The 22,869-nt window shown below is 68.9% G+C and carries 17 protein-coding genes; 13 read left to right on the forward strand and 4 right to left on the reverse strand.

Annotated elements, in window-relative coordinates; all coding sequences use genetic code 11:
• The first annotated feature begins 129 nt into the window (after positions 1 to 129).
• Positions 130 to 750, forward strand: coding sequence for a histidine phosphatase family protein (locus CCZ36_RS28575; RefSeq protein WP_069739236.1), 621 nt, complete (start codon positions 130 to 132; stop codon positions 748 to 750).
• Positions 751 to 906: 156 nt separating this feature from the next.
• Here the strand turns inward: CCZ36_RS28575 and CCZ36_RS28580 are convergent, their stop codons facing one another.
• Positions 907 to 4,788: a GH92 family glycosyl hydrolase gene (locus CCZ36_RS28580; protein WP_069739237.1), complete on the reverse strand. Its 3,882-nt coding sequence runs from the start codon at positions 4,786 to 4,788 to the stop codon at positions 907 to 909.
• 502 nt (positions 4,789 to 5,290) lie between these two features.
• On the opposite strand from CCZ36_RS28580, the gene ngcE reads away from it, so the two are divergent.
• From ngcE to CCZ36_RS28625, 9 genes are all read left to right on the forward strand, one after another.
• The gene (ngcE, locus tag CCZ36_RS28585) at positions 5,291 to 6,736 is read left to right on the forward strand and encodes an N-acetylglucosamine/diacetylchitobiose ABC transporter substrate-binding protein (protein ID WP_069739238.1); all 1,446 of its coding nucleotides are present in this window, start codon (positions 5,291 to 5,293) and stop codon (positions 6,734 to 6,736) included.
• Positions 6,737 to 6,785: 49 nt separating this feature from the next.
• Positions 6,786 to 7,706, forward strand: a complete 921-nt coding sequence (locus CCZ36_RS28590) for a carbohydrate ABC transporter permease (protein WP_006128388.1) — start codon at positions 6,786 to 6,788, stop codon at positions 7,704 to 7,706.
• Positions 7,706 to 8,656: a carbohydrate ABC transporter permease gene (locus CCZ36_RS28595; protein WP_128818863.1), complete on the forward strand. Its 951-nt coding sequence runs from the start codon at positions 7,706 to 7,708 to the stop codon at positions 8,654 to 8,656. Before CCZ36_RS28590 ends, CCZ36_RS28595 begins: the two co-directional genes overlap by 1 nt.
• Before the next feature lie 228 nt (positions 8,657 to 8,884).
• Positions 8,885 to 10,084: an ROK family transcriptional regulator gene (locus tag CCZ36_RS28600; protein ID WP_069739241.1), complete on the forward strand. Its 1,200-nt coding sequence runs from the start codon at positions 8,885 to 8,887 to the stop codon at positions 10,082 to 10,084.
• A 120-nt stretch (positions 10,085 to 10,204) separates the two neighbouring features.
• Positions 10,205 to 11,317 (forward strand): sugar ABC transporter substrate-binding protein, encoded by a 1,113-nt coding sequence (locus CCZ36_RS28605; RefSeq protein ID WP_069739242.1) that lies wholly within the window; start codon positions 10,205 to 10,207, stop codon positions 11,315 to 11,317.
• Between the two features lie 299 nt (positions 11,318 to 11,616).
• Complete coding sequence (locus CCZ36_RS28610; protein ID WP_024264112.1) at positions 11,617 to 12,405, forward strand: ATP-binding cassette domain-containing protein; 789 nt, start codon at positions 11,617 to 11,619, stop codon at positions 12,403 to 12,405.
• A complete protein-coding gene (locus CCZ36_RS28615; protein WP_176734530.1) occupies positions 12,402 to 13,736 on the forward strand; it encodes a sugar ABC transporter permease in 1,335 nt (444 codons plus the stop codon). Before CCZ36_RS28610 ends, CCZ36_RS28615 begins: the two co-directional genes overlap by 4 nt.
• Before the next feature lie 164 nt (positions 13,737 to 13,900).
• Positions 13,901 to 15,814, forward strand: a complete 1,914-nt coding sequence (gene dxs / locus CCZ36_RS28620) for a 1-deoxy-D-xylulose-5-phosphate synthase (RefSeq protein WP_128818864.1) — start codon at positions 13,901 to 13,903, stop codon at positions 15,812 to 15,814.
• A 192-nt stretch (positions 15,815 to 16,006) separates the two neighbouring features.
• A complete protein-coding gene (locus tag CCZ36_RS28625) occupies positions 16,007 to 17,473 on the forward strand; it encodes an amino acid permease (protein WP_128819778.1) in 1,467 nt (488 codons plus the stop codon).
• A gap of 128 nt (positions 17,474 to 17,601) precedes the next feature.
• On the opposite strand, the gene CCZ36_RS28630 is transcribed toward CCZ36_RS28625, so the two are convergent.
• Entirely contained in the window at positions 17,602 to 18,048 is a 447-nt protein-coding gene (locus CCZ36_RS28630) for a YbhB/YbcL family Raf kinase inhibitor-like protein (RefSeq protein WP_128818865.1), read from the reverse strand.
• A 204-nt stretch (positions 18,049 to 18,252) separates the two neighbouring features.
• Between CCZ36_RS28630 and CCZ36_RS28635 the strand changes: the two genes are divergently transcribed.
• The 3 genes from CCZ36_RS28635 (at position 18,253) to CCZ36_RS28645 (ending at position 20,105) form a co-directional block, all read left to right on the forward strand.
• A complete protein-coding gene (locus CCZ36_RS28635; protein WP_128818866.1) occupies positions 18,253 to 18,666 on the forward strand; it encodes a PRC-barrel domain-containing protein in 414 nt (137 codons plus the stop codon).
• Positions 18,667 to 18,858: 192 nt separating this feature from the next.
• Positions 18,859 to 19,743 (forward strand): universal stress protein, encoded by an 885-nt coding sequence (locus CCZ36_RS28640; protein ID WP_237302757.1) that lies wholly within the window; start codon positions 18,859 to 18,861, stop codon positions 19,741 to 19,743.
• A gap of 167 nt (positions 19,744 to 19,910) precedes the next feature.
• Entirely contained in the window at positions 19,911 to 20,105 is a 195-nt protein-coding gene (locus tag CCZ36_RS28645; RefSeq protein ID WP_069739248.1) for a hypothetical protein, read from the forward strand.
• Between the two features lie 144 nt (positions 20,106 to 20,249).
• On the opposite strand, the gene CCZ36_RS28650 is transcribed toward CCZ36_RS28645, so the two are convergent.
• Positions 20,250 to 21,311 carry a PP2C family protein-serine/threonine phosphatase gene (locus tag CCZ36_RS28650; protein ID WP_128818868.1) on the reverse strand — a complete coding sequence of 354 codons (1,062 nt, stop codon included), beginning with the start codon at positions 21,309 to 21,311 and terminating at the stop codon, positions 20,250 to 20,252.
• A gap of 242 nt (positions 21,312 to 21,553) precedes the next feature.
• Positions 21,554 to 22,786, reverse strand: a complete 1,233-nt coding sequence (locus CCZ36_RS28655) for a cation:proton antiporter domain-containing protein (protein ID WP_206515772.1) — start codon at positions 22,784 to 22,786, stop codon at positions 21,554 to 21,556.
• Between the last annotated feature and the right edge of the window lie 83 nt (positions 22,787 to 22,869).

The following is a 22,869-nucleotide window of genomic DNA, read 5'->3' on the forward strand; positions in this document are numbered from 1 at the left end:
CGGGCGGCGGAGGCGGAAAGTTTTCGGACATGCGGTCCCCCCACGGGAAAGCGATCAGCTGAGGGGCTTACCGTACGTGGCCCCATCAGCCCCACCCGCACCACCTGGACAGAAAGCGAACGGACCACCATGGGCGAGCTGATCCTCATCCGGCACGGCGAGACCGAATGGTCCCGTTCCGGGCAGCACACGAGCTGGACCGACCTCCCCCTCACCGACGTCGGGGAGCGCCAGGCCCGCGCGCTCGTCCCGCTGCTGGCCGACCGCACCATCGGCCTCACTCTCGTCAGCCCGTCGATCCGGGCCCGCCGCACCGCCGAACTGGCCGGGCTCCCCGCGCCCCGGGTCACCCCCGAGCTGCGGGAGTGGGACTACGGCGGGTACGAGGGCGTCACCACCCGGGAGATCCGCCGCACCCGCCCCTTCTGGAACCTGTGGACCGACGGCGTCGACCCCGGCTCCGACGAGCACCCCGGCGAGAGCCCCGCCCAGATCGGGCAGCGGGCCGACCAGGTGCTCGCGGGCGTCCGGTCGGCCGCCGAGGAGGTCGGGGGCGAGGAGGACATCGCGCTCGTCGCGCACTCGCACTTCCTGCGCGTCCTCACCGCCCGCTACCTCGGCCTGACCCCGGCCGAGGGACGGCTCTTCCAGCTCGCCACCGGCGCCGTCTCCCGCCTCGGCACCGAACACGGCCGCCCGGTCGTCGCCGCGCTCAACGTCGCCCTGCCCGAGAGCCTCCAGGGCGGCTGAGCCACGGCTGCCACGACCGGCGCATCCGCCACGGCCGGGGCGCCCGCCAGGGCTCTCGCGCCGCCACGGTCGTCGCACCCGCCAGGACCGCTGACACGCCGACGGCCGGCACCCCGATCCTCGGGGTACCGGCCGCCCGCGCTCACCGCGTCACGCTCAGGACAGCAGCTCCACCTCCGCGAGCGTCGCCGAACCCGTCAGCACCAGCCGGTACTTCGTGTACGAGCCCGGCCTGTCCACCGAGAACACCCGGGTCTGCTTGTCCCAGGCGAACGACTGGCCGGAACGGCGGTCGAGGTCCGTCCACTCCTCGCCGTCCGCCGAACCCTGGAGCGTCCACCCCGTCGGGGCCTTGTCCGCCGCCGCCGAGGTCAGCGTGTACTGCACGCCCTTCGTGGCCGAGGCCACCGGCAGCTCCACCGACTCCACCGTCGCCGACGTCGCCGAGGTGTCGTCGAACAGCGCGCCGTCTCCCTTGAGCGCGTCGCCCTTGGGCGTCGGGACCTGGTCGTCCTTCTGCACCGAGACCGGGGCCGCGTCCTTGCCCGTGCCCCAGGCCGACGGCTTCGGGCCCATGGCGAACTCCAGCGTGCCGCCCTTGGCCAGCACGTCGTGGGGGAGCGCCGTGGAGGTCCACTTCTTGCCGTTGACCTTCACGCCCTGCACGTAGATGTTCCTGTCGCTGTTCTTCGGCGCCTTCACGACCAGCTTGCGGCCGTTGTCCATGCGGACGGTGACCTTCTTGAAGAGCGGCGAGCCGATCGCGTACTCCCCGCTGCCCATCACCAGCGGGTAGAAGCCGAGCGAGGAGAAGAGGAACCACGCCGACTGCTCGCCGTTGTCCTCGTCGCCGTGGATGCCCTGCCCGATCTCGCTGCCGACGTACAGCCGACCCAGCACCTCGCGGACCTTCTCCTGCGTCTTGTACGGCTGCGAGGCCGCGTTGTACATGTACGTCGCGTGGTGGGCGACCTGGTTGCTGTGGCCGTACTGGCCCATCCGCACGTCACGCGCCTCGGTCATCTCGTGGATGACCCCGCCGTAGCTGCCGACGAACTCCGGGCCCGCCGTCTCCGGCGTCGAGAAGTACGTGTCCAGCTTCTTGCCCAGACCCGCGCGGCCGCCGTACAGGTTGGCCAGGCCCCGGCTGTCCTGCGGGGCGGTGAAGGCGTAGCCCCAGCCGTTGGTCTCGGTGTAGTCGTAGCCCCAGACGCGCGGGTCGTACTGGTCCGAGGGCAGGCGCCAGTCGCCGTTCGGCTTCTTGCCCTGGAAGAACCCGGCCTTGTCGTCGAAGAGCTTGACGTACTTCTGCGCCCGGTTCATGAAGTACTCGGACTCTTCCTTGTACCGTGCCTTCTTCGTCTTCCTGTACAGCTCCTGGCCCATGCGGGCGATGCCGTAGTCGTTGACGTAACCCTCCAGGGACCAGGACAGGCCCTCGTGGGTGGCGGTGTTCGCGTAACCGGTGAAGACCGAGGTCTGAAGGCCCTTGCGGCCGACGCCCGAGGACGGCGGGGCCACGGTGGCGTTCTTGAGCGCCGCGTCGTAGGCCGCCTCGGCGTCGAACTCCACGCCCTTGACGTACGCGTCGGCGAACGCCACGTCCGAGCTGGTGCCGGTCATCAGGTCCGCGTAGCCGGGGGAGGACCAGCGCGAGGTCCAGCCGCCGTCCTTGTAATGCTGCACGAAGCCGTCCACCAGCTTCCCGGCCTTCTTCGGGGAGAAGAAGGAGTAGGCCGGCCACGTCGTGCGGTAGGTGTCCCAGAAGCCGTTGTTGACGTACACCTCGCCGTCGACGATCTTCGCGCCCGTCTGCGTCGGGGTGTTCTCGCCGGTCGCCTTGGAGAAGGGGCTGGCGTATTTGTTCTTGCCCTTCACCTTCTCGTGGCCGGAGTTCGGGTAGAGGTAGAGCCGGTAGAGGCTGGAGTAGAGCGTCGTCAGCTGGTCGGCGTTGGCGCCCTCGACCTCGACCGTCCCGAGGATGTCGTCCCAGGCGCTCTGCGCCGTGCGCCGCACACGCTCGAACGAGGTGGACTCCGGGATCTCCATCGCCAGGTTCTGCTTCGCCTGGTCGACGCCGATCAGCGAGGTGGCCAGGCGCAGGTTGACCGTGCGGTCCTTGCCCGCGTCGAAGCGGAAGAAGCCGGTGACGTCGTCGCCCCCGCCGCCCTTCAGCCTGCCGCTGTCGGTGACCGGCGCGTCGAAGACGCCGTACACGAACATCCGGGTCGCGCCGGTGGACAGGCCGCTCTTGACGTCCGTGTAACCGGAGAAGGAACTGGTCTTCGGGTCCAGTGTGATGCCGCCGGCGTTCGAGACGTTGTCGAAGATCAGACTGGCGTCCTTGCCCGGGTAGGTGAACCGCATCCGGGCCGCGTGGTCGGTCGGCGTCATCTCGGCCTTGAGGCCGTTCTCGAACGTGACGCCGTAGTAGTGCGGCTTCGCCGTCTCGTTCTCGTGCCGGAAGGGCAGCGCGCGGGCGGTCCGGGAGGCGTCCGGGGTGCCGCTCGCGGCCGAGGGCATCAGCTGGAAGGTCTGCCGGTCGCCCATCCACGGGCTCGGCTCATGGCTCGCGCCGAACGCCTGGAGCGTGGGGAGGTTGTCCGCGTTGTTGCCCCGGTGGTAGTCGTACAGCCAGCTCAGCGAACCGGCGTTGGTCACCGGCGTCCAGAAGTTGAAGCCATGGGGGACCGCCGTGGCCGGAATGTTGTTGCCGCGCGAGAAGCCGCCGCTGGAGTTGGTGCCGCGGGTCGTCAGCGCGTAGTCCGACAGGTGCGCCTTGCGCTTCTCCGGCTTCTTCGGGGCGATCGCGATGTCGTCGATCCACCCCTGGAACTTCGCCTTGCCCTTGGGGGAGTCGTACGCCACCAGGATCCGGTCGACCGTCCTGCCCGCGGCGACCGTGCCGATCCGGGCCGCGACCTTGTTCCACTGGTTGACGTAGAGGCGCTTGGCGTCCGCCTGGCCCTGCGGGGTCAGCAGCCCGCCGTGGCTGTCGGTGGCCTTCAGGTCGCTCAGGTACGTGCCGTCGGTGAAGGCGAGGTCCACCGCCACATGCGTGGCCGGGTAGTTCAGGTCCGTCTCGCCCATCTGCGGGTAGACGAGGTAGGACAGCTCGGTGTCCTTGGTGACGGCCGTGTTCACGTCGAAGATCTTGTTGTACGAGTAGGCGCGTCCGTCGGACGTGTGCGTACCGGCGTAGCGCAGCGCCTTCTTTCCGGTGAATCCCGCGCCCGACTTCGCGGTGGGGGAGCCGGAGGGGCCGCGGTCGGGCTGGCTGCGCATCTCGTCGGGCACCGGCGTCGAGGTGTCACCGTTCGAGAACTGAACGTCGGCGAGCTGGAGCGCGTCCGCGCCGCCGTTCGCCGTGATGTCCAGCCGAAAGTGCTTGTAGGCGGTGCCGCCCGCGAACTCGTAACTCTTCGTCTCGTGCCGCTTGGCGAAGGACTCGCCGCTGCGGGTGTCGAGGTCGGTCCACTCCTTGCCGTCCGCCGAGCCCTGGAGCGTCCAGTTCTTCGGGTCGCGTTCCGCGTGGTCGTTGGCAGAAGTGAGTGCGTACGTCACGACCTTGACCGGTTCGTCCAGATCGAACTCGATCCAGCCGGTCTTGGCGAACGTCAGCCACTTCGAGGCCGGCTCGACATCGACGAGGTTCTCCTTGACCTCGCCGCCCGCGGTGTTCTCGGCGCTCGCGCGCACCCCCGTCACCCGGTCGGTGACATTGCCCGGGATGCCGGAGGAGAAGCCGCCGTCGACACCGGAGGACCGCTTCTTGCCGTCGGGGCCCTCCTCGACGGTGCTGCGCCAGTCCGGCTGCTTCTCGTCCGCCTCGAAGGAGGTGGTGAACGTCCGGTCGCCGGAGGGCTTGCGGTCCGGCGACGCGGGCTGCGCGGTGGCGACCGCGGGGGCGATCACCACGAGCGCGAGGGACGCCGCCAGGGCGGCTGCTGTGGGGGTCCGTCTCCGGCGGGGGGCCGGGCGGGGGACCGCGTGAGGGGCTGTGTCGAAGCCGTGGTTGAGGCCGCGTGGTGGCTGCATGCCGAGCCGTTCCTCCCCGGGAAAATGCATGGACAACGTTGTCATAGCGGGATGCAAGGTCCAGTAGGGAGCCAAGTGACAGGACGTGTCAAGGGTGTTGTCTCAGGGTCCGTCGGCGAATCGGCCGGAATGGGGAAATAGCCGCCGCGGGAGGAGGGTGCGGGGCGTCGAGGTGTCCGTGAGGTCTCAACTCGGGAAAGACTGCCGCCCAAACCTGCATTCGATCTTGCTCAGTTGGCGACAAGTGGACTATACCTGTCGGCATCTGCACAGCCGTTTCACACGGATGTGCGCGGGGGAAACAGGAACGTCGCGAGGACGCCGAGGGCGTCCTCGCTGTACGGTCTCCCGGCATCCCCACTGCACCGGCCCGTCCGGTGCGTCTGCATATCCGCATGACCCAAGCGCAACTGACCGCGGTGGCGGGGCCCTTCGCCTGAGGCGAATTCTCGACGGGTGACCGGCACACCGCCTGAGTCCTGGAGAAGGCGAGGACTTGAGCATGGGATCCACCTCCGCCCACAACAATGAGGGCCTTGGCCGTCGCGATCTGATCAAGCGTTCTGCCGCACTCGGCCTGATCGCTGTTCCGACGATGAGCTTCCTGTCCGCCTGCGCGAGCGGCGACAGCAGCAGTGACGACAAGGTCGAAAAGGGCGAAAAGAGCGACAAGAACCCGCTGGCCGTCAACGGCAGCGCGCCGCTGGAGATCGTCATCTTCGACGGCGGCTTCGGCACCAAGTACGCCGAGGACGCCAAGGCCGTCTACGAGAAGACCTACCCCGAGGCGAAGGTCAAGTTCTCGGCGACGCAGAAGATCCAGTCGGTTCTTCAGCCGCGATTCAACGGTGGCACCCCGCCGGACCTGATCGACAACTCCGGTGCCCAGCAGATGGACATGGGCGTCCTGGTCGGCAAGAAGCAGCTCACCGACCTGACCCCGCTCCTCGACGCCCCCTCCATCGACGACCCCGCCAAGAAGGTCCGCGACACCCTGCGGCCCGGCATCGTCGAGATGGGCCAGTTCGACGGCGACCCGGTCTGGATCATGTACTACGCGTACACGGTCTACGGCGTCTGGTACTCGCAGACCGCGCTGGAGAAGCTCGACGCCACGTACCCGGAGAACTGGGACGACATGCTCGCGCTCTGCGCGAAGGCAAAGAAGAAGGGCATCGCCGGGTGGACCTACCCCGGCAAGCACCCGTACTACCTCCCCTTCTCCCTGTACCCCTTCATCGCCAAGATCGGCGGTGTCGAGGTCCTCGACGCGATCGACAACCTGGAGCCGAAGGCCTGGGAGCACCCGGCGGTCAAGGCGGCCTTCGAGGCGTACTACGAGCTGGTCGCCAAGGACTACATCCTCGACGGCACCCCCGGCCTCGACCACCGCGGTTCGCAGGGCGCCTGGGCCCGCGGCAAGGCGCTGTTCATCCCGAACGGCTCCTGGGTGGAGAACGAGGAAGCGGCGATCATCCCCAAGGACTTCAAGCTGTCCGTGGGCGCCCCCTCCAGCCTCGACTCCTCCGACAAGATGCCGTTCGGCACCATCTGGGCGTCCGGCGGCGAGCCGTTCATCGTCCCGAGCAAGGCGAAGAACGTCGAGGGCGGTATGGAGCAGCTGCGCATCATGCTCAGCGAGGCCTCCTCCAAGTCCTTCACCGCCAGCACGAAGTCGCTGTCCGCCTTCAACGGCGGCACGGACGGCATCGAGCTGTCCGACGGCCTCAAGTCCGGTGTCGCCGCGCTGGAGAAGGCCGGCACCAACGTGGTCAACCCGCGCCTGCAGGACTGGTACGTGAAGCTCCAGAAGGAGCAGATCGGTGTCGCCGCGCTCGGCGAGATGATGGCGGGCCGCGCCAAGCCGGCCGAGACCATCAAGAAGATCCAGGCCTTCGCCGACGCGACCGCCAAGGACCAGTCCATCAAGCACTTCAAGCACCAGTGACCACGCGTCACCAGCGGCGGGCAGCACGGGAAGGTCGGAGTCGGTAACGATGCAACACGGTAAATACCGGTTCATAGTCGGGTTCTTGGTGGTCCCGATGGCGTTGTACGTCATCTTCGTCATCTGGCCCTTCATCCAGTCCATCTACTACTCGTTCACGGACTGGACGGGTCTGAGCCCCGACTTCAAGATGGTCGGGTTCGACAACTACACCAAGATGCTCGACGACGACGTCTTCTGGAAATCGCTGCAGCACAGTGTGCTGCTGGCGGTGCTGCTCCCGCTGGTGACGCTCGGCCTCGCGCTCTTCTTCGCCTTCATGCTCAACGTGGGCGGGCGGCGCCGCAAGGGCGCCGCCGTCACCGGCGTCCGGGGCTCGGGGTTCTACAAGATCGCGTACTTCTTCCCGCAGGTGCTCTCGATTGCGATTGTGGCCATCCTGTTCCAGTTCGCCTTCGACCCGGCCCAGGGCATGATCAACGGCACGCTCAAGGCCGTCGGCTTCGACGACGTGCCGGACTGGCTGGGCGATCCGCAGCTGGCGCTGTGGGTCATCATGGCGGTGCTCGTCTGGTGCACCACCGGCTTCTTCGTGGTGCTGTTCTCCGCGGGCATGGCCTCCATCCCCAAGGACTTCTACGAGGCCGCCCTGTTGGACGGGGCGAGCCGCTTCACGACCTTCTTCCGGATCACACTGCCCCTGCTGTGGGACACCGTCCAGTCCGGCTGGGTCTACATGGGCATCCTGGCGCTCGGCGCCGAGGGCTTCGCCATCGTCCACATCATGAGCGTCGGTCCCGGCGGGCCCGACTACTCGACCACCGTCCTGCCGCTGTACGTCTACCAGTCGGCGTTCCGTGACGGACAGGCGGGCTACGCGACCACGATCGGTGTCGCCCTGCTCATCGTGACGCTGGCGTTCGCCGCCATCGTCATGCGGGTGGGCCGGCGCGAGCGGCTGGAGTTCTGATGAAGACCACTGACACCTCTCCGTCCGGGCCCTCCGGAACCCCGTCCGGCGCCGACGCGGCCAAGGTCCCGGCCCAGCGCACCGAGGCGGTCTCCAAGGGCTCGTCGGCCCCCGCGAAGAGCAGTGAGGGCCACGTCCTCAACGTCTTCTCGCACGGGATGCTGATCCTGTGGGCGATCATGGTCGTCCTGCCGCTGTTCTGGGCGGTGATGTCCTCGTTCAAGACCGACTCGGACATCTTCAACACGCCGTGGTCGCTGCCCAGCTCGCTGAACTTCGACAGCTGGGGCCGGGCCTGGAGCCAGGCCCACATGAGCGAGTACTTCCTGAACACCATCCTGGTGGTGGGCGGTTCGCTGGTGGGCACCCTGGTCCTCGGATCCATGGCCGCCTATGTGCTCGCCCGCTTCGAGTTCCCCGGGAACCGCTTCATCTACTTCCTGTTCGTCGGCGGCATGAGCTTCCCGATCATGCTGGCGCTGGTCCCGCTGTTCTACGTCATGGACAACATGGGGCTGCTGAACACGATCCACGGCCTGATCCTCGTGTACATCGCGTACTCGCTGCCGTTCACCGTGTTCTTCCTGACCTCGTTCTTCCGTACGCTGCCGACCTCGGTGGCGGAGGCGTCGATCATCGACGGGGCCTCGCACACCCGGACGTTCTTCCAGGTCATGCTGCCGATGGCCAAGCCGGGCCTGATCAGCGTCGGGATCTTCAACTTCCTGGGGCAGTGGAACCAGTACATGCTGCCGACGGTGCTGAACACCGACCCGGAGAAGCGGGTGCTGGCCCAGGGCCTGGTGGAGCTGGCCGCCAGCCAGGGGTACAAGGGCGACTACTCCGGCCTCTTCGCCGGCCTGGTGATCGCCATGCTGCCCGTGCTGGCCGCCTACATCATCTTCCAGCGGCAGGTCGTCTCCGGTCTCACGGCGGGCGCGCTGAAGTAGGTCGCGCGAGAAGGTCACATATCGGCAACAACCCGGTGCCCCGGCGGAATCCCTCCGCCGGGGCACCGGGCCGTCATGGGGTGCGCCGGTGCTCAGGTCTTGACGGGAGGCACCCCCGAACGGTCAGCTTAGAGTTCACATGTTGGAGGAAGCCGGGGTCTCATCGCTGCGGCCCCGGCCGGGGCGGTCCTCAGGGACCGCCCGCCAAGGGCAGGAGTGGATGAGTCGATGGAGACTCCCGGGTCGCAGACATCGCTGCACAGGGCCAATCTGGAGCGGGTCGTACGCGCCGTACGGATGGCAGGATCGCTCACCCAGGCGGAGATCGCCCGGAGCACCGGCCTCTCCGCGGCCACGGTCTCCAATATCGTCCGGGAGCTGAAGGACGGCGGAACGGTCGAGGTCACCCCCACCTCGGCGGGCGGCCGACGGGCCCGCAGCGTCTCGCTCAGCGGCGACGCGGGCATCGTCATCGGCGTCGACTTCGGCCATACGCATCTGCGCGTCGCCGTCGGCAACCTCGCCCATCAGGTGCTCGCCGAGGAGTCCGAGCCGCTGGACGTCGACGCCTCCTCCGCCGAGGGCTTCGACCGGGCCGAGGTGCTGGTCAAGCGGCTGATCGAGGCCACCGGGATCGGCCCGGACAAGGTGATCGGCGTCGGTCTCGGCGTGCCCGGCCCCATCGACGTCGAGTCCGGCACGCTGGGCTCCACCTCGATCCTGCCGGGCTGGACCGGCATCAATCCCAGCGAGGAGCTCTCCGGCCGCCTCGGCGTGCCCGTGTACGTCGACAACGACGCCAACCTCGGAGCGCTGGGCGAGCTGGTCTGGGGCAGCGGGCGGGGCGTCAAGGACCTCGCGTACATCAAGGTGGCCAGCGGCGTCGGCGCCGGTCTGGTGATCGACGGGACCATCTACCGCGGCCCCGGCGGCACGGCCGGCGAGATCGGGCACATCACGCTCGACGAGTCGGGCCCGGTCTGCCGTTGCGGCAACCGCGGCTGCCTGGAGACCTTCACCGCCGCCCGCTACGTCCTGCCGCTGCTCCAGCCCAGCCACGGGCCCGGGCTCACCATGGAGCGGGTGGTCCAGCTGGCCCGCGAGGGCGACCCCGGGTGCCGCCGGGTGATCGGGGACGTGGGCCGCCACATAGGCAGTGGCGTGGCCAACCTGTGCAATCTGCTCAACCCCAGCCGCGTCGTGCTCGGCGGCTCGCTGGCGGAGGCCGGAGAGCTGGTTCTGGGGCCCATACGGGACTCCGTGGCGCGGTACGCGATCCCCAGCGCCGCCCGGCAGCTCTCGGTCCTTCCCGGGGCGCTCGGCGGCCGTGCCGAGGTGCTGGGCGCACTCGCCCTGGTGCTCAGCGAGATGGGCGATTCAACCCTTTTGGAGAGCACCCTTCCCGTGGCCACTCCTGCCTTCACTTAGATAACGAATGGCACCGTTGTCATCTCGTTAAGGATTTACTCCTTGACGCTGACGCTGAGGCCGAGTTGACTTCCAGCCACCTCGGCCGCAACGTCGCGGCCTCGTCAGGGAGGTTCGAGAATGAACACGCGTATGCGTCGTGCCGCCGTTGCCGTTGCCGCCACCACGATGGCGATCTCGCTGGCCGCTTGCGGGAGCGCCAAGGAGTCCGGCGACAAGGCCGAGCAGAGCTCGGAGAAGAAGGGCGACGACCTGAAGATAGGTCTGCTCCTTCCCGAGAACCAGACGGCCCGTTACGAGAAGTTCGACCGGCCGATCATCGAGAAGAAGATCAGCGAGCTCACCGGCGGCAAGGCGAAGGTCACCTACGCCAACGCCAAGCAGGATGCGAACACGCAGGCCCAGCAGGTCGACACCATGATCACCAACAAGGTCGACGCGCTGATCCTGGGCTCGGTCGACTCCAAGGCGATCGCCAACAGCGTCAAGAAGGCCAAGGACGCCGGTATCCCGGTCGTCGCCTTCGACCGCCTCGCCGAGGGCCCCATCGACGCCTACACCTCCTTCGACAACGAAGAGGTCGGCCGGGCCCAGGGCACCGCCCTGCTGGAGGCCCTGGGGGACAAGGCCGACGGCGGCACGATCGTGATGATGAACGGCGCGATCACCGACCCGAACGCCGCACTCTTCAAGTCGGGCGCCAAGTCCGTCCTCGACGGCAAGGTGAAGTACGGCAAGGAGTACGACACCAAGGAGTGGAAGCCGGAGAACGCCAACGCCAACATGGAAGCGGCGATCACCGCGCTCGGCAAAGACAAGATCGACGGCGTCTACTCCGCCAACGACGGCATGGCGGGCGGCATCATCACCGCCCTCAAGGCCGCCGGTATCTCCCCGCTCCCGCCGGTCACCGGTCAGGACGCCGAGCTCGCGGGTGTGCAGCGCATCGTCTCCGGTGAGCAGTTCATGAGCGTCTACAAGTCCTACCCGGCCGAGGGCATCGTCGCCGCGGAGATGGCCGTCGCCCTCGCCAAGGGCGAGAAGCTCGACTCCATCGCCACCTCCAAGGTCGACAGCGCCACCACCAAGGGCATCCCCACGGTCCTCGTCCCGGTCGTCTCGCTGACCAAGGACAACATCAAGGACACCGTCATCAAGGACGGCATCTGGACGCTGGACGAGATCTGCACGGCCAAGTACAAGGCCGCCTGCGACAAGCTCGGCCTCAAGTAGTCCTCCGGGGCCCCGGCCCCAGGGACCCGGCCCCCCCGAGCGGCCGGGTCCCGCCCGCTCCACCGCCACCCGGTCCGCCGCGCGCCCGCGCGAGGGCCGGGCGGCCCACCGCCCACGCGGGCGCAGGCCCCCGGCCCGCCCGCGTCAGGAAGCCTGTCCGGCGTCCCGCACATCAACCGTCCCGCTACCGGGCGGGGCGCCGGACGGAACGCTTCACCGCTCTTCCCGTATCTCTTCTGCTCGACACCGCCGCGCCTTCCCCCGGGCGCGGCATCCCCGCCGGTCAGGCGGCGAAGGAGATGGTTCATGTGTCCGCTACGCCCGTGTTGGCGTTGCGAGGGGTCTCCAAGCGCTTCGGTGCCGTCCAGGTACTCACCGATGTAGAGCTTGAAGTCCACGCCGGCGAGGTGGTCGCCCTGGTCGGCGACAACGGCGCCGGTAAATCAACGCTGGTCAAGACGATCGCCGGAGTGCACCCCATCGATGACGGCGTCATCGAGTGGGAGGGCCGGGCGGTGCAGATCAACAAGCCGCACGACTCCCAGAACCTCGGCGTCGCGACCGTCTATCAGGACCTCGCGCTGTGCGACAACATCGACGTCGTCGGCAACCTCTACCTGGGCCGGGAGCTGCGCAGGTTCGGCATCCTGGACGAGGTCGAGATGGAGCGCCGCTCCCGCGAGCTGCTCTCCACGCTCTCCATCCGGATCCCGAGCGTCCGTATCCCGATCGCCTCGCTCTCCGGCGGCCAGCGCCAGACCGTGGCCATCGCCCGGTCGATGCTCGGTGAGCCCAAGCTCGTCATCCTCGACGAGCCGACCGCCGCCCTCGGCGTCGAGCAGACCGCCCAGGTCCTCGACCTCGTCGAGCGGCTGCGCGAGCGCGGTCACGCGGTCATCCTCATCAGCCACAACATGGCCGACGTGAAGGCCGTGGCCGACAAGGTCGCCGTGCTCCGGCTGGGCCGGAACAACGGTGTCTTCGATGTGAAGACCACCTCCCAGGAAGAGATCATCTCCGCCATCACGGGCGCCACGGACAACGCCGTGACCCGTCGTGCGGCGCGCAACGCGGAGGTTTCCAAGTGACCACCGACGAGACCACCAACACGGTGGACAAGAGCAGCTCCGCCCTGGACAAGGGCACCGCCCCGGCGGACACGCCGCCGGTCGGCAACCCGGACGCCGCCGACGGCGCCGCCACGGTCGTCGACCCCCGGCTGCTCGTCCGCGAGCAGGGCCTCGCCGGCTACCTCACCGAGTTCAAGCGCAAGATCAGCGGCGGTGACCTGGGCTCGATCCCGGTGGTCATCGGCCTCGCCATCATCGCGATCGTCTTCCAGAGCCTGAACTCCGAGTTCCTCTCCGCGAAGAACATCAGCGACATCGCGGTCACCATGGTCGCCACCGGCATGATGGCCGTGGGCATCATCTTCGTCCTGCTGCTCGGTGAGATCGACCTCTCGGTCGGCTCCGTCTCCGGCGTCTCCGGCGCCCTGATCGCGGTGCTCAGCGTCACCCAGGGCATGAACGAATGGCTGGCGATCCTCGTCGCCATCGTCAGCGGCGCGGTGATGGGCGCGATCCACGGCTTCTTCTTCGCCCGGATCGGGGCCCCGGCCTTCGCCGTCACCCTGGCCGGCCTGCTGTTCTGGCTCGGCTTCATGCTCCAGCTGCTCGGCGACTCCGGCACCATCAACCTGGACGGCGAAGGCGTGGTCGGCCAGCTGACCACGTACTACTTCACCGATGTCGCCGCCGCCTACGGGCTCGCCGCCATCGCGGTCGTCGGCTACTTCGCCGCCGCCTTCCTGGACACCCGCCGCCGCGAGGCCGCGGGCATCCCGTCCCGGCCGGTCGCCGACATCGCCGTGCGCACCGCGGTCCTCGCGGTGTTCGCCTTCGCCGCCGCGTACATGTTCAACCAGTACCGCGGCCTGCCGCTCGCCCTGGTCCTCTTCCTGATCGTCCTGGTCGGCACGGACTTCCTGCTCCGCCGGACGGCCTACGGGCGGAAGATCTTCGCGCTCGGCGGCAGCGTGGAGGCCTCCCGGCGCGCCGGTATCAACGTCACCGCGATCCGGATCTCCGTCTTCTCCATCGCGGGCACCTTCGCGGCGATCGGCGGCCTGTTCTGGGCCTCCAAGATCGCGGCGGCCAACCAGGGCTCCGGCACCGGCGACCTCCTGATGAACGTCATCGCGGCAGCCGTCATCGGCGGCACCAGCCTCTTCGGTGGCCGCGGCCGCACCTGGAACGCCCTGCTCGGTGTCATGGTGATCGTCTCGATCCAGTACGGACTGTCGCTGGAGGGCATCGCCACGCCGATCCAGTACATGGTCACCGGCGCCGTGCTGCTCGCCACGGTCGTCATCGACTCCGTCACCCGTAAGACCCAGAAGACCGCGGGTCGCGCCTGACCGCACGTTCGCGCAGGTGCCCGGCGTCCCGAGAGGGGCGGCCGGGCACCTGCGCGTGTCCGGGTATCGCTACGAAGAAGCCCGCCCGCTGCTCACGTCCGGTAGCGGAACATTAGACTCATCGGATCGGCACGCTCGATCAGCTCAAACGCAAGGAGGCACGGGTGGATCTGCTGACCCGCATCAAGGGACCGCGCGACCTGGACCGGCTCAGCCTCGGTGAGCTGGACCAGCTCGCGGAGGAGATCCGCACCTTCCTGGTGGACGCGGTGTCCAAGACCGGCGGCCACCTCGGACCCAACCTGGGCGTCGTCGAGCTCACCATCGCCCTGCACCGGGTCTTCGAATCGCCGAAGGACAAGGTCCTCTGGGACACCGGCCACCAGGCCTACGTCCACAAGCTGCTCACCGGCCGCCAGGACTTCTCGCGGCTCAAGAGCAAGGGCGGGCTCTCCGGCTACCCCTCCCGCGCCGAGTCCGACCACGACATCATCGAGAACAGCCACGCCTCGGGCGTCCTCGGCTGGGCCGACGGCCTCGCCAAGGCGAACGAGGTCCTGAAGAAGAACGACCACGTCGTCGCGGTCATCGGTGACGGCGCGCTCACCGGCGGTATGGCCTGGGAGGCGCTGAACAACATCGCCGCCGCCAAGGACCGCCCCCTCGTCATCGTCGTCAACGACAACGAGCGCTCCTACGCCCCGACCATCGGCGGCCTGGCCAACCACCTCGCCACGCTCCGTACGACCGACGGTTACGAACGGTTCCTGGCGCGCGGCAAGGACATCCTGGAGCGCACGCCCGTCGTCGGCCGCCCGCTGTACGAGACCCTGCACGGCGCCAAGAAGGGCCTCAAGGACTTCATCGCCCCGCAGGGCATGTTCGAGGACCTCGGCCTGAAGTACGTCGGCCCGATCGACGGCCACGACGTCGAGGCCCTGGAATCCGCTCTCCAGCGCGCCAAGCGCTTCGGCGGCCCGGTCATCGTGCACTGCCTCACCGAGAAGGGCCGCGGCTACACCCCGGCCCTGGAGGACGAGGCCGACCGCTTCCACGCGGTCGGCAAGATCCACCCCGACACCGGCCTGCCCATCTCCACCTCCGGGCTCGACTGGACCTCCGTGTTCGGCGAGGAGATGGTCAAGCTCGGCCAGGAGCGCGAGGACATCGTCGCGATCACGGCCGCCATGCTCCAGCCGGTCGGCCTCGGCAAGTTCGAGGAGGCCTTCCCGGACCGGATCTACGACGTCGGCATCGCCGAGCAGCACGGCGCGGCCTCCGCGGCCGGCCTCGCCACCGGCGGCCTCCACCCGGTCTTCGCGGTCTACGCCACCTTCCTCAACCGCGCCTTCGACCAGGTCCTGATGGATGTGGCCCTGCACAAGTGCGGCGTCACCTTCGTCCTGGACCGGGCCGGCATCACCGGCACCGACGGCGCCTCGCACAACGGCATGTGGGACATGTCGATCCTCCAGTGCGTGCCCGGCCTCCGGATCGCCGCCCCTCGCGACGCCGACCAGGTCCGCGCCCAGCTGCGCGAGGCCGTCGCCGTCGACGACGCGCCCACCGTGGTCCGCTTCTCCAAGGGCGCGGTCGGCCCCGCCGTGAAGGCGGTCGGCAAGGCCGGCGGCATGGACATCCTGCGCGAGCCCGAGGCGGCCCGCCCGGACGTCCTGATCGTCTCCGTCGGCGCGCTCGCCCCGATGTGCCTGGAGATCGCCGACCTGCTGGACGCCCAGGGCATCTCCAGCACCGTCGTCGACCCCCGCTGGGTCAAGCCCGTGGACGAGGCGCTCGCCCCGCTCGCCGAGCGCCACCGCGTCGTCGTCACCGTCGAGGACAACAGCCGCGCCGGAGGGGTCGGCTCCGCCGTCTCCCAGGCCCTGCGCGACGCCGGCGTCGACGTACCGCTGCGCGACTTCGGCATCCCGCCGGTCTTCCTCGACCACGCATCCCGCGGCGAGGTCATGGCCGACATCGGACTGACCGCGCCGGACATCGCCCGGCAGGTCACCGGCCTGGTCGCCAAGCTCGACGGCCGCTTCGAGAGCCGCGCGGTGGAGCCCGCCCGCGACTGAGCCGCTCCTCTCTCCGTACGGCCGACGGGCCGGGAGAACCACCCCTGTACGGGTGGTTCTCCCGGCCCGTTCGCGTGAAACGGGCCGGATGGCGCATGCCTGGGCCGACCCGGTCCCAACCATGGCGTTCACAACGAGTGCGTGGAGGTAACGCAGGTGAGCGCGCAGGTCACACCACCCCGCGGCAAAGGCATGTTCCGCACCAAGTCCGTCGAACAGTCGATCCGTGACACCGAGGAGCCGGAACACGCGCTCAGGAAGTCCCTCTCCGCCGTGGACCTCACGGTCTTCGGCGTGGGCGTCATCATCGGTACCGGCATCTTCGTCCTCACCGGCAAGGTCGCCAAGGAGACGGCGGGACCCGCGACCGCCCTCGCTTTCGTCGCGGCGGGCGTCGTGTGCGCACTGGCCGCCCTCTGCTATGCCGAGTTCGCCTCCACCGTCCCGGTGGCGGGCTCCGCGTACACCTTCGCGTACACGGCACTGGGCGAACTGGTGGCCTGGATCATCGGCTGGGACCTGGTGCTGGAGTTCGCTCTGGGCACCGCGGTCGTCGCCGTGGGGTGGTCCGGCTATGTCCGCTCACTGATGGACAACGTCGGCTGGACGATGCCCGAAGCGCTCTCGGGGCCGGACGCGGCGGAAGGGGTCGGCTTCGACGTTCTGGCCTTCGCCCTGGTGCTGGTGCTGACCGCCATCCTGGTCGTCGGGATGAAGCTGTCCGCCCGGGTCACCTCGGTCGTGGTGGCGATCAAGGTCGCGGTCGTCCTCATGGTGATCATCGCCGGCCTGTTCTTCGTCAAGGCCGAGAACTACAGGCCCTTCATCCCGCCGGCCGAGCAGCAGCCCGCGGGCTCGGGCTGGGACGCCCCGCTCGTACAGCTGATGTTCGGTTACGAACCCACCAATTTCGGCGTGATGGGCATCTTCACCGCCGCGTCCATCGTCTTCTTCGCGTTCCTCGGCTTCGATGTGGTCGCCACCGCCGCCGAGGAGACCAAGGTGCCCCAGCGCGACATGCCGCGCGGCATTCTCGGCTCGCTCCTGATCTGCACGGTGCTCTACGTGGCGGTCTCCCTCGTGGTCACCGGCATGCAGCACTACAGCGAACTGTCCGTCAGCGCCCCGCTCGCCGACGCCTTCAAGGCCACCGGGCACCCGTTCTACGCCGGTCTGATCAGCTTCGGCGCGGCGGTCGGACTCACCACGGTCTGCATGATCCTGCTGCTCGGCCAGACCCGTGTCTTCTTCGCGATGAGCCGGGACGGTCTGCTCCCGCGCTTCTTCTCCAAGACCCACCCGCGCTTCCGCACCCCGTACCGGCCGACGATTCTGCTCGGCGTGGTGATCGCGGTCATCGCCGGGTTCACCAGCATCGAGGAGCTCGCCACCCTGGTGAACATCGGCACGCTCTTCGCGTTCGTCGTCGTGGCCCTCGGCGTCCTGGTCCTGCGCCGCACCCGGCCGGACCTGCCCCGCGCGTTCCGTACGCCGTTGGTCCCGCTGCTCCCGATCCTCTCGGTGGCCGCCTCGGTCTGGCTGATGCTCAACCTGCCGGTGGAGACCTGGGTGCGTTTCGGCGCCTGGATGGCGCTCGGCGTCATCGTCTACTTCGTGTACGGACGTTCCCACAGCCGGATGGCGAGGGAAGCACGCTAGGCCCTGCCCGTCTGCCGTCTGCCGTCTGCCGTCTGCCGTGCGACGAAGCACCAGGGGCAGCACCCGTGCCGAGTACGCGACAGCCGACGTCGGCGGGTCGTCGACGGAGCTACCCGGCTCCATCGACGTCAGTACAGGGCCACGAGCTCACACTGATCGACGCTCTGCTCCTCCAGGACCTTGTGCGCGGCGTCGGGCGAGACATCGTGAGGTATCGACACGGGGGCCGGTAGCGCGTACAGACGGAAGACGTAAGGCCGTGGTCCACCGTCCGACGCGTCGGGGCCGCCCCAGCCCGCCTCGCCGTAGCTGTTCCTGTGCACGTGGCTGCCGGGGTCGCCGGTGCCCGCGGCCAGTCCTGTACGGCGTGGATCGATGCCGGTCACGAGCCAGAGCAGATGGCCGTCGCGGGAGGGCGCTTCGGGGCCCTCACACATCAGGGCCAGCTCCGAGGCCTCCCGTGGCACTCCGGTCCACGACAGAGGCGGTGAAGTGTTGTCACCGGCGCGTGCACATCGAGGGGGGAGGCGGTCCTGCCCGCGGAACGCTGGGCTGCTCAACTCCATTCGCGTCATGAGGACCGGCTACCCGTCATCGGCGACCGCATGTCGGCGTGTGACGCTCGGCAGGCGGCCGCCCTGCCCGGGGCGGGCACCGGCAGCGTGCAGCCCTCCCGCTTTCATCCCGGCGGGTTACGCGTAACCGTGCCGATGCCGGGCACTCAGGGAGGAGCGTCCGACCGGGCGCGCCAGCCCTGCGAGACATACCAGGAGGACCCTATGGGAACCGGCCCCACCCCCGTTCTGACCAAGCTCTCCGACTCACCCCAGGTCATCGCCTCCCCTGCCGAGGACATTCTCGGCAGGAAGGTGACCGACCGGTCAGGCGTCAAGATCGGCAAGGTCGGCGACCTCGTCATCGACGAGAACGAGAAGAGGGTCCGCTTCCTGATCCTGGAACACGGCGGCTTTCTGGGCATCGGGGAGAAGGAGACCTACATCCCGGTCGACGCGGTGTCAGAGGTGACCGAGGACCGTGTGCACATCGACCGCACAGGCGATCACGTTGCCCAGGCACCCGGTTACGACCCCGAACTGCTGGACCAGAACGAGTACTACGGCAGCCTCTACAGCCACTACGGCTACACCCCCTTCTGGGGAGCCGGCTACGTCTACCCCCGCGTCTATCCCTGAGCCCCGCGCCCGGCCACCGCACGGGATCCCGAGTCCGCTCTCCCCATTTCGTCGTCGCTGCTCCGCACCGGGCCGACAGCGCCGCCTGCCGCCTCCGCCGAGGCGACCGAGTTGCCGTGGTGGCGACCCGGCCGTGTGATGGAGGTGTCCGGAAGAACAGCGGGAGAGAAGAGGACCATGGACGGTCGGCGCATGGCCGGAGCAGTGGTGGTGGGGGTGGTCGACACCGCGGAGCAGAGGCCGGTCGTCCGGTACGCCGCCGAGGAGGCCACTCGGCGTGGGGCCGTCCTGCGCCTTCTGCATGCGGTCGAGTGGCCTGCGCCCCCGGGGTCGGCCGACTCGGCCGGCCGGGGCGCGACCGCGCAGGATGCGGAACAGGTGATCGCCTCGTTCGCCGAGTCGGTGGCTCAGCAGTTCCCGCAGGTGGAGGTCGTGCCCGATGTCGTCTCCGGACCGCCGGCACGAGCACTCGTCGACCGGTCCTACCAGAACGCGATGATCGTTGTCGGCCACCGGGGCACCGGCGGGTTTCCCCGTCTGCCCCTCGGCTCGGTGAGTCTCCAGGTCGCCACGCACGCGGAGTGCCCGGTGCTCGTGGTGAGGCCGGGCGAGCGTGAGGAGCCGAGGGAGAACCGCGTGGTGGTGGGCGTCGATGTGGACGACCTTCCGTCCGGTCTGATGGAGTTCGCGCTGGAGGCTGCGGAGGCTCGCGGCGCCGCTCTCGACGTGGTGTACGTGGCCACCCGACCGGAGCTGCTCGGTACCGGCCCCACCGGACCTGCGCTCATGGACGAGGAGGCGGTGTCCAGCAGCGCGAGGGAAGGACTGGAGAACTTGCTGACCTCCTACCGGGCCCGCCATCCCGGCCTGGACCTGCGAGGGCACGTCAAGCGGCACCACCCCGCAGCGGCCCTGGTGGACGCCTCACGGCGTGCCGGCCTGCTGGTGGTCGGCTCCCATGGCCGCACGGGGCTGAAAAGGCTGCTGCTCGGCTCGGTGAGCGGCAAGGTGCTGCACACCGCTCTGTGTCCGGTGGCCGTGGTACCGGCCGCGCATCAAGGCGTTGCGGCGAGTTGAGACACCGCCGGACCTCACCCTGTACCCATGCGCTGGAGCTTCCCGGACCTCGTGGCGCCGGCGGGTACAGGAACCGTAACGCGTCCGCGCCGGTGGAGGGGGACGGGAGGGCCTGGCCGACAGGTGCTCGGGTTGCGCGATGCGAGGCTGCGCGCTAGGCAGGGAGCATGAGCGACGAGACGGCCTCCTGGCACCCTGGCGAGATCGTTCCCGCCAGCGGGATCTACGCGTGCGACTGCGGCGGAGAACACCACTGGAGCACGGATGTGAAGGGGCATCGCTTCCCGCCCCTGCCCTCGGGCTGTTCGGGCCGGTCCTGGACGCTGCAGGAGCCGACGCACCCCGAGAACCACCCCGGCTGAGTCCGACCTCCCCGACCACTGGGCCCTCGACCGCCGATCCGGCCATCGCCGCGGCGCATCGACCCGCCCTCGCGTACAGCAGCGGCCGTCACCTGCCGGCCTTGCTCCAGGCCATGGCCCGCCCCAGTTCTCCCGCCGTCGCGTTCACCCACGGCGGTAGCGCAGCAGAAGCATGGCCGCATCGTCCTGCGGCCCTCTGGCGTACCGGACGATATCCGTGCGCAGTGCTTCCAGCGCTGCGTCGGCGTCGGAGATGTCGAGAAGTCCGGCTCGCTCCTCCAGGGGGTAGAAGGCACCTTCCGCGTCCCGTGCTTCGGTCACTCCGTCGGTGTAGAGGAGAAGTTGCTCGCCCGGGCTGAAGTCGGCGCGGTAGGGGCGGGGCGGGTCGCCTCCGAGTGTTCCCATCCCGATGGGCAGTGCGTAGGCGGGCGGCAGGGGGAAATCGACGGAGCGGTCGGCGCGGATGATCATCGGGGCCGGGTGGCCGCAGTTCAGGAACGCAACGCAATTCTCCTCGGTGTGTATCTCGGCGAGGACCACGGTCACGAACTTTTCTCCATCTGCGTCGCGGGCGACCGTGCGCTCCAGCCGAGCGGCGATGGCGCTCAGGCCGGGCTCATCGTGCGCGGCTTCCCGGAAGACACCCAGCACCAGGGCCGCTGTCTCCACGGCGGCGAGCCCCTTGCCCTGGACGTCCCCGACGATGACGCGAACTCCGTACGGCGACACCACGACCTCGTACAAGTCACCGCCGATGCGTGACTCGGCAACCGCCGATGTGTAGGAAGCCGCCACCTGGAGACGCCCGACCCGGCGCGGCACGGGACGCTGCAACACGCGCTGGGCCACCTCGGCGATGGAGCGCACACTGGCCAGCTCCGCTTCACGCCGCATACGTGTGCTCGCGGCCAGAGCCCCGGCCAGCGTTACTCCGGCTACGGAAGCCATGGCCGTATAGCCACGTCGGGTGTCGAAAAGTCCGTCGTACACCCCCAGGCCGGCGCACAGCAGCAGCGCCGCGCAGCCGATGAGCACGGTGCGCCGCCACGTGCCGATCAACCCGGCGAAGGCAGGACCGAGCGAGACGAGGGGCAGGAAACCCGCCTGCGGGCCGGCCGTCAGGTCCATGGCGGCAACCACCGCCATCACCACGACGGGGAGCCACGAAAGCACTGCCGGATCGCCTTGGCGCTTCGCAGTGATCATGACGCTCCCAGCAGTCTGACGGCTTCGGCCCGACTCGGCCGGGAACCTCTAAACCTTAGATTATGCAAAGATTCCCCGGACTAAGGACCGGACCACACCTGTTTATGTGATCGTTTCCCTTACCGGCTCTCAGGATGCACGGCGACGGCGCGAAAGCACCGACAGCCCGGCCGCCTTCGTCTGCCCCGCGGACGCGAGGAATCGATCCATTCCGTGAGACGCGGAAGTCGCCGGGGCGGCTCTCACTGACGTGTGCTCGTCCCGTTCCGGGCCCGCTCGCCCATCCGGCGGTAGAGGGCGAGGCCGGGCGCGGTGGTGACGCCGTGAGAGACGGTGCTGGCCACGACGACCAGGGTTCCCGCGGCCATGACGGCCGGGTCGACACCGAGCCGGTGGGCCTCCATGGTCAGGTAGAAGAGCGCCGAGACGCCGATCGGTCCGAACCAGCCCAGGAAGAGGGCGTCCCGCCAGGTCAGCGACAGCGGACGCTTGAGCGCGAGCAGTACGGGAAGGCGGCGCAGCAGCAGCACCCCCAGGACCAGAAGCAGGCCTCGCCACCAGCCCAGCTCACCCCACTCGCGCCAGGGGATCATGGCGCCGAGTGCGACGAACAGCGGCAGGACGATGAACCGGTTGACCGCCTCGTCGATCTTGTTCTCGTCCCTCCGATCCTCCCAGGAACTGGTCGCGTTGAAGGCGAGGCCGGCGACGAAGACGGCCAGGACGCCGTCGACGCCCAGCAGTCCGGAGGCGCCCAGCACCAGGAGGGCGAGGAGAAGCGTGTAGACCAGCAGCGGACCGGACTGCATGGTCCGGTACTTCTCGGCGCCGGACAGCGTTCTGCCCCCGAGCCAGCCGGTCACGAGCCCGAGCGCGGTGCCCCCGAGCACCTGCCAGAGAGATTCCAGCAGCGCTTCGCCCCCGCTCAGCGGGCCTGCGATGGCGATCGCGGCCACCACCAGGGGCAGCGCCAGGCCGTCGTTCGCGCCTGACTCCAGGGAGAGCAGCAACCGGGTACGGGTGGGGACGCTCTTCTCGGCCGGCTCGCCGGAAACCACACTGGAGGCAAGCACGGGATCGGTGGGGCACAGCGCCGCGCCCAAAAGCGCCGCCGCGCCCAGACCGACGCCCAGGGCGGCTGCCGACACCAGCGTCGTGACCACAGCCATGGCAGCCATGGCTGTGGTCATCAGGAGGGCCACACTGCGGACCGACGCCCGCATCTCCCGGAACCCGTAGCGCAAGGCCACGGCCATCACCGAGATCGCCAGAAGCAGTCGGGAGAACTCGTGCAGCTCCTCGTGCCCCTCCACCACGGTGGGCAGGTCGAGGAGATTCAGCATCCGGGGGCCGACGACCACCCCGGCCACCAGGGCCAGCAGGGGGGCGCTCACCGGCGCGCGCTGGACCCACCGGGAGAGGGCAGCGACCACGAGAGCCAGGAGACCGACGACCGTCAGCAGAATGTCCAGCACGGAGATACGCCTGCCCGATCAGCACGGCGGCATGTCCTCCTGGCGACCGGGTACCACTCCCGGCGGATCCACCGGTCGGCTGC

This window comes from Streptomyces sp. S063 (assembly GCF_002832675.1).
Classification (GTDB): Bacteria; Actinomycetota; Actinomycetes; order Streptomycetales; family Streptomycetaceae; genus Streptomyces; species Streptomyces sindenensis.

Coding starts and splice junctions, on each gene's coding strand:
- CCZ36_RS28630 (WP_128818865.1), bottom strand. CDS start 18,048: ATGACGCGAATGGAGTTGAGCAGCCCAGCGTTCCGCGGGCAGGACCGC.
- CCZ36_RS28610 (WP_024264112.1), top strand. CDS start 11,617: ATGGTTCATGTGTCCGCTACGCCCGTGTTGGCGTTGCGAGGGGTCTCC.
- CCZ36_RS28645 (WP_069739248.1), top strand. CDS start 19,911: ATGAGCGACGAGACGGCCTCCTGGCACCCTGGCGAGATCGTTCCCGCC.
- CCZ36_RS28650 (WP_128818868.1), bottom strand. CDS start 21,311: ATGATCACTGCGAAGCGCCAAGGCGATCCGGCAGTGCTTTCGTGGCTC.
- CCZ36_RS28605 (WP_069739242.1), top strand. CDS start 10,205: ATGAACACGCGTATGCGTCGTGCCGCCGTTGCCGTTGCCGCCACCACG.
- CCZ36_RS28595 (WP_128818863.1), top strand. CDS start 7,706: ATGAAGACCACTGACACCTCTCCGTCCGGGCCCTCCGGAACCCCGTCC.
- CCZ36_RS28625 (WP_128819778.1), top strand. CDS start 16,007: ATGTTCCGCACCAAGTCCGTCGAACAGTCGATCCGTGACACCGAGGAG.
- CCZ36_RS28600 (WP_069739241.1), top strand. CDS start 8,885: ATGGAGACTCCCGGGTCGCAGACATCGCTGCACAGGGCCAATCTGGAG.
- CCZ36_RS28635 (WP_128818866.1), top strand. CDS start 18,253: ATGGGAACCGGCCCCACCCCCGTTCTGACCAAGCTCTCCGACTCACCC.
- CCZ36_RS28590 (WP_006128388.1), top strand. CDS start 6,786: ATGCAACACGGTAAATACCGGTTCATAGTCGGGTTCTTGGTGGTCCCG.
- CCZ36_RS28640 (WP_237302757.1), top strand. CDS start 18,859: ATGGCCGGAGCAGTGGTGGTGGGGGTGGTCGACACCGCGGAGCAGAGG.
- CCZ36_RS28575 (WP_069739236.1), top strand. CDS start 130: ATGGGCGAGCTGATCCTCATCCGGCACGGCGAGACCGAATGGTCCCGT.
- ngcE (WP_069739238.1), top strand. CDS start 5,291: ATGGGATCCACCTCCGCCCACAACAATGAGGGCCTTGGCCGTCGCGAT.
- CCZ36_RS28580 (WP_069739237.1), bottom strand. CDS start 4,788: ATGCAGCCACCACGCGGCCTCAACCACGGCTTCGACACAGCCCCTCAC.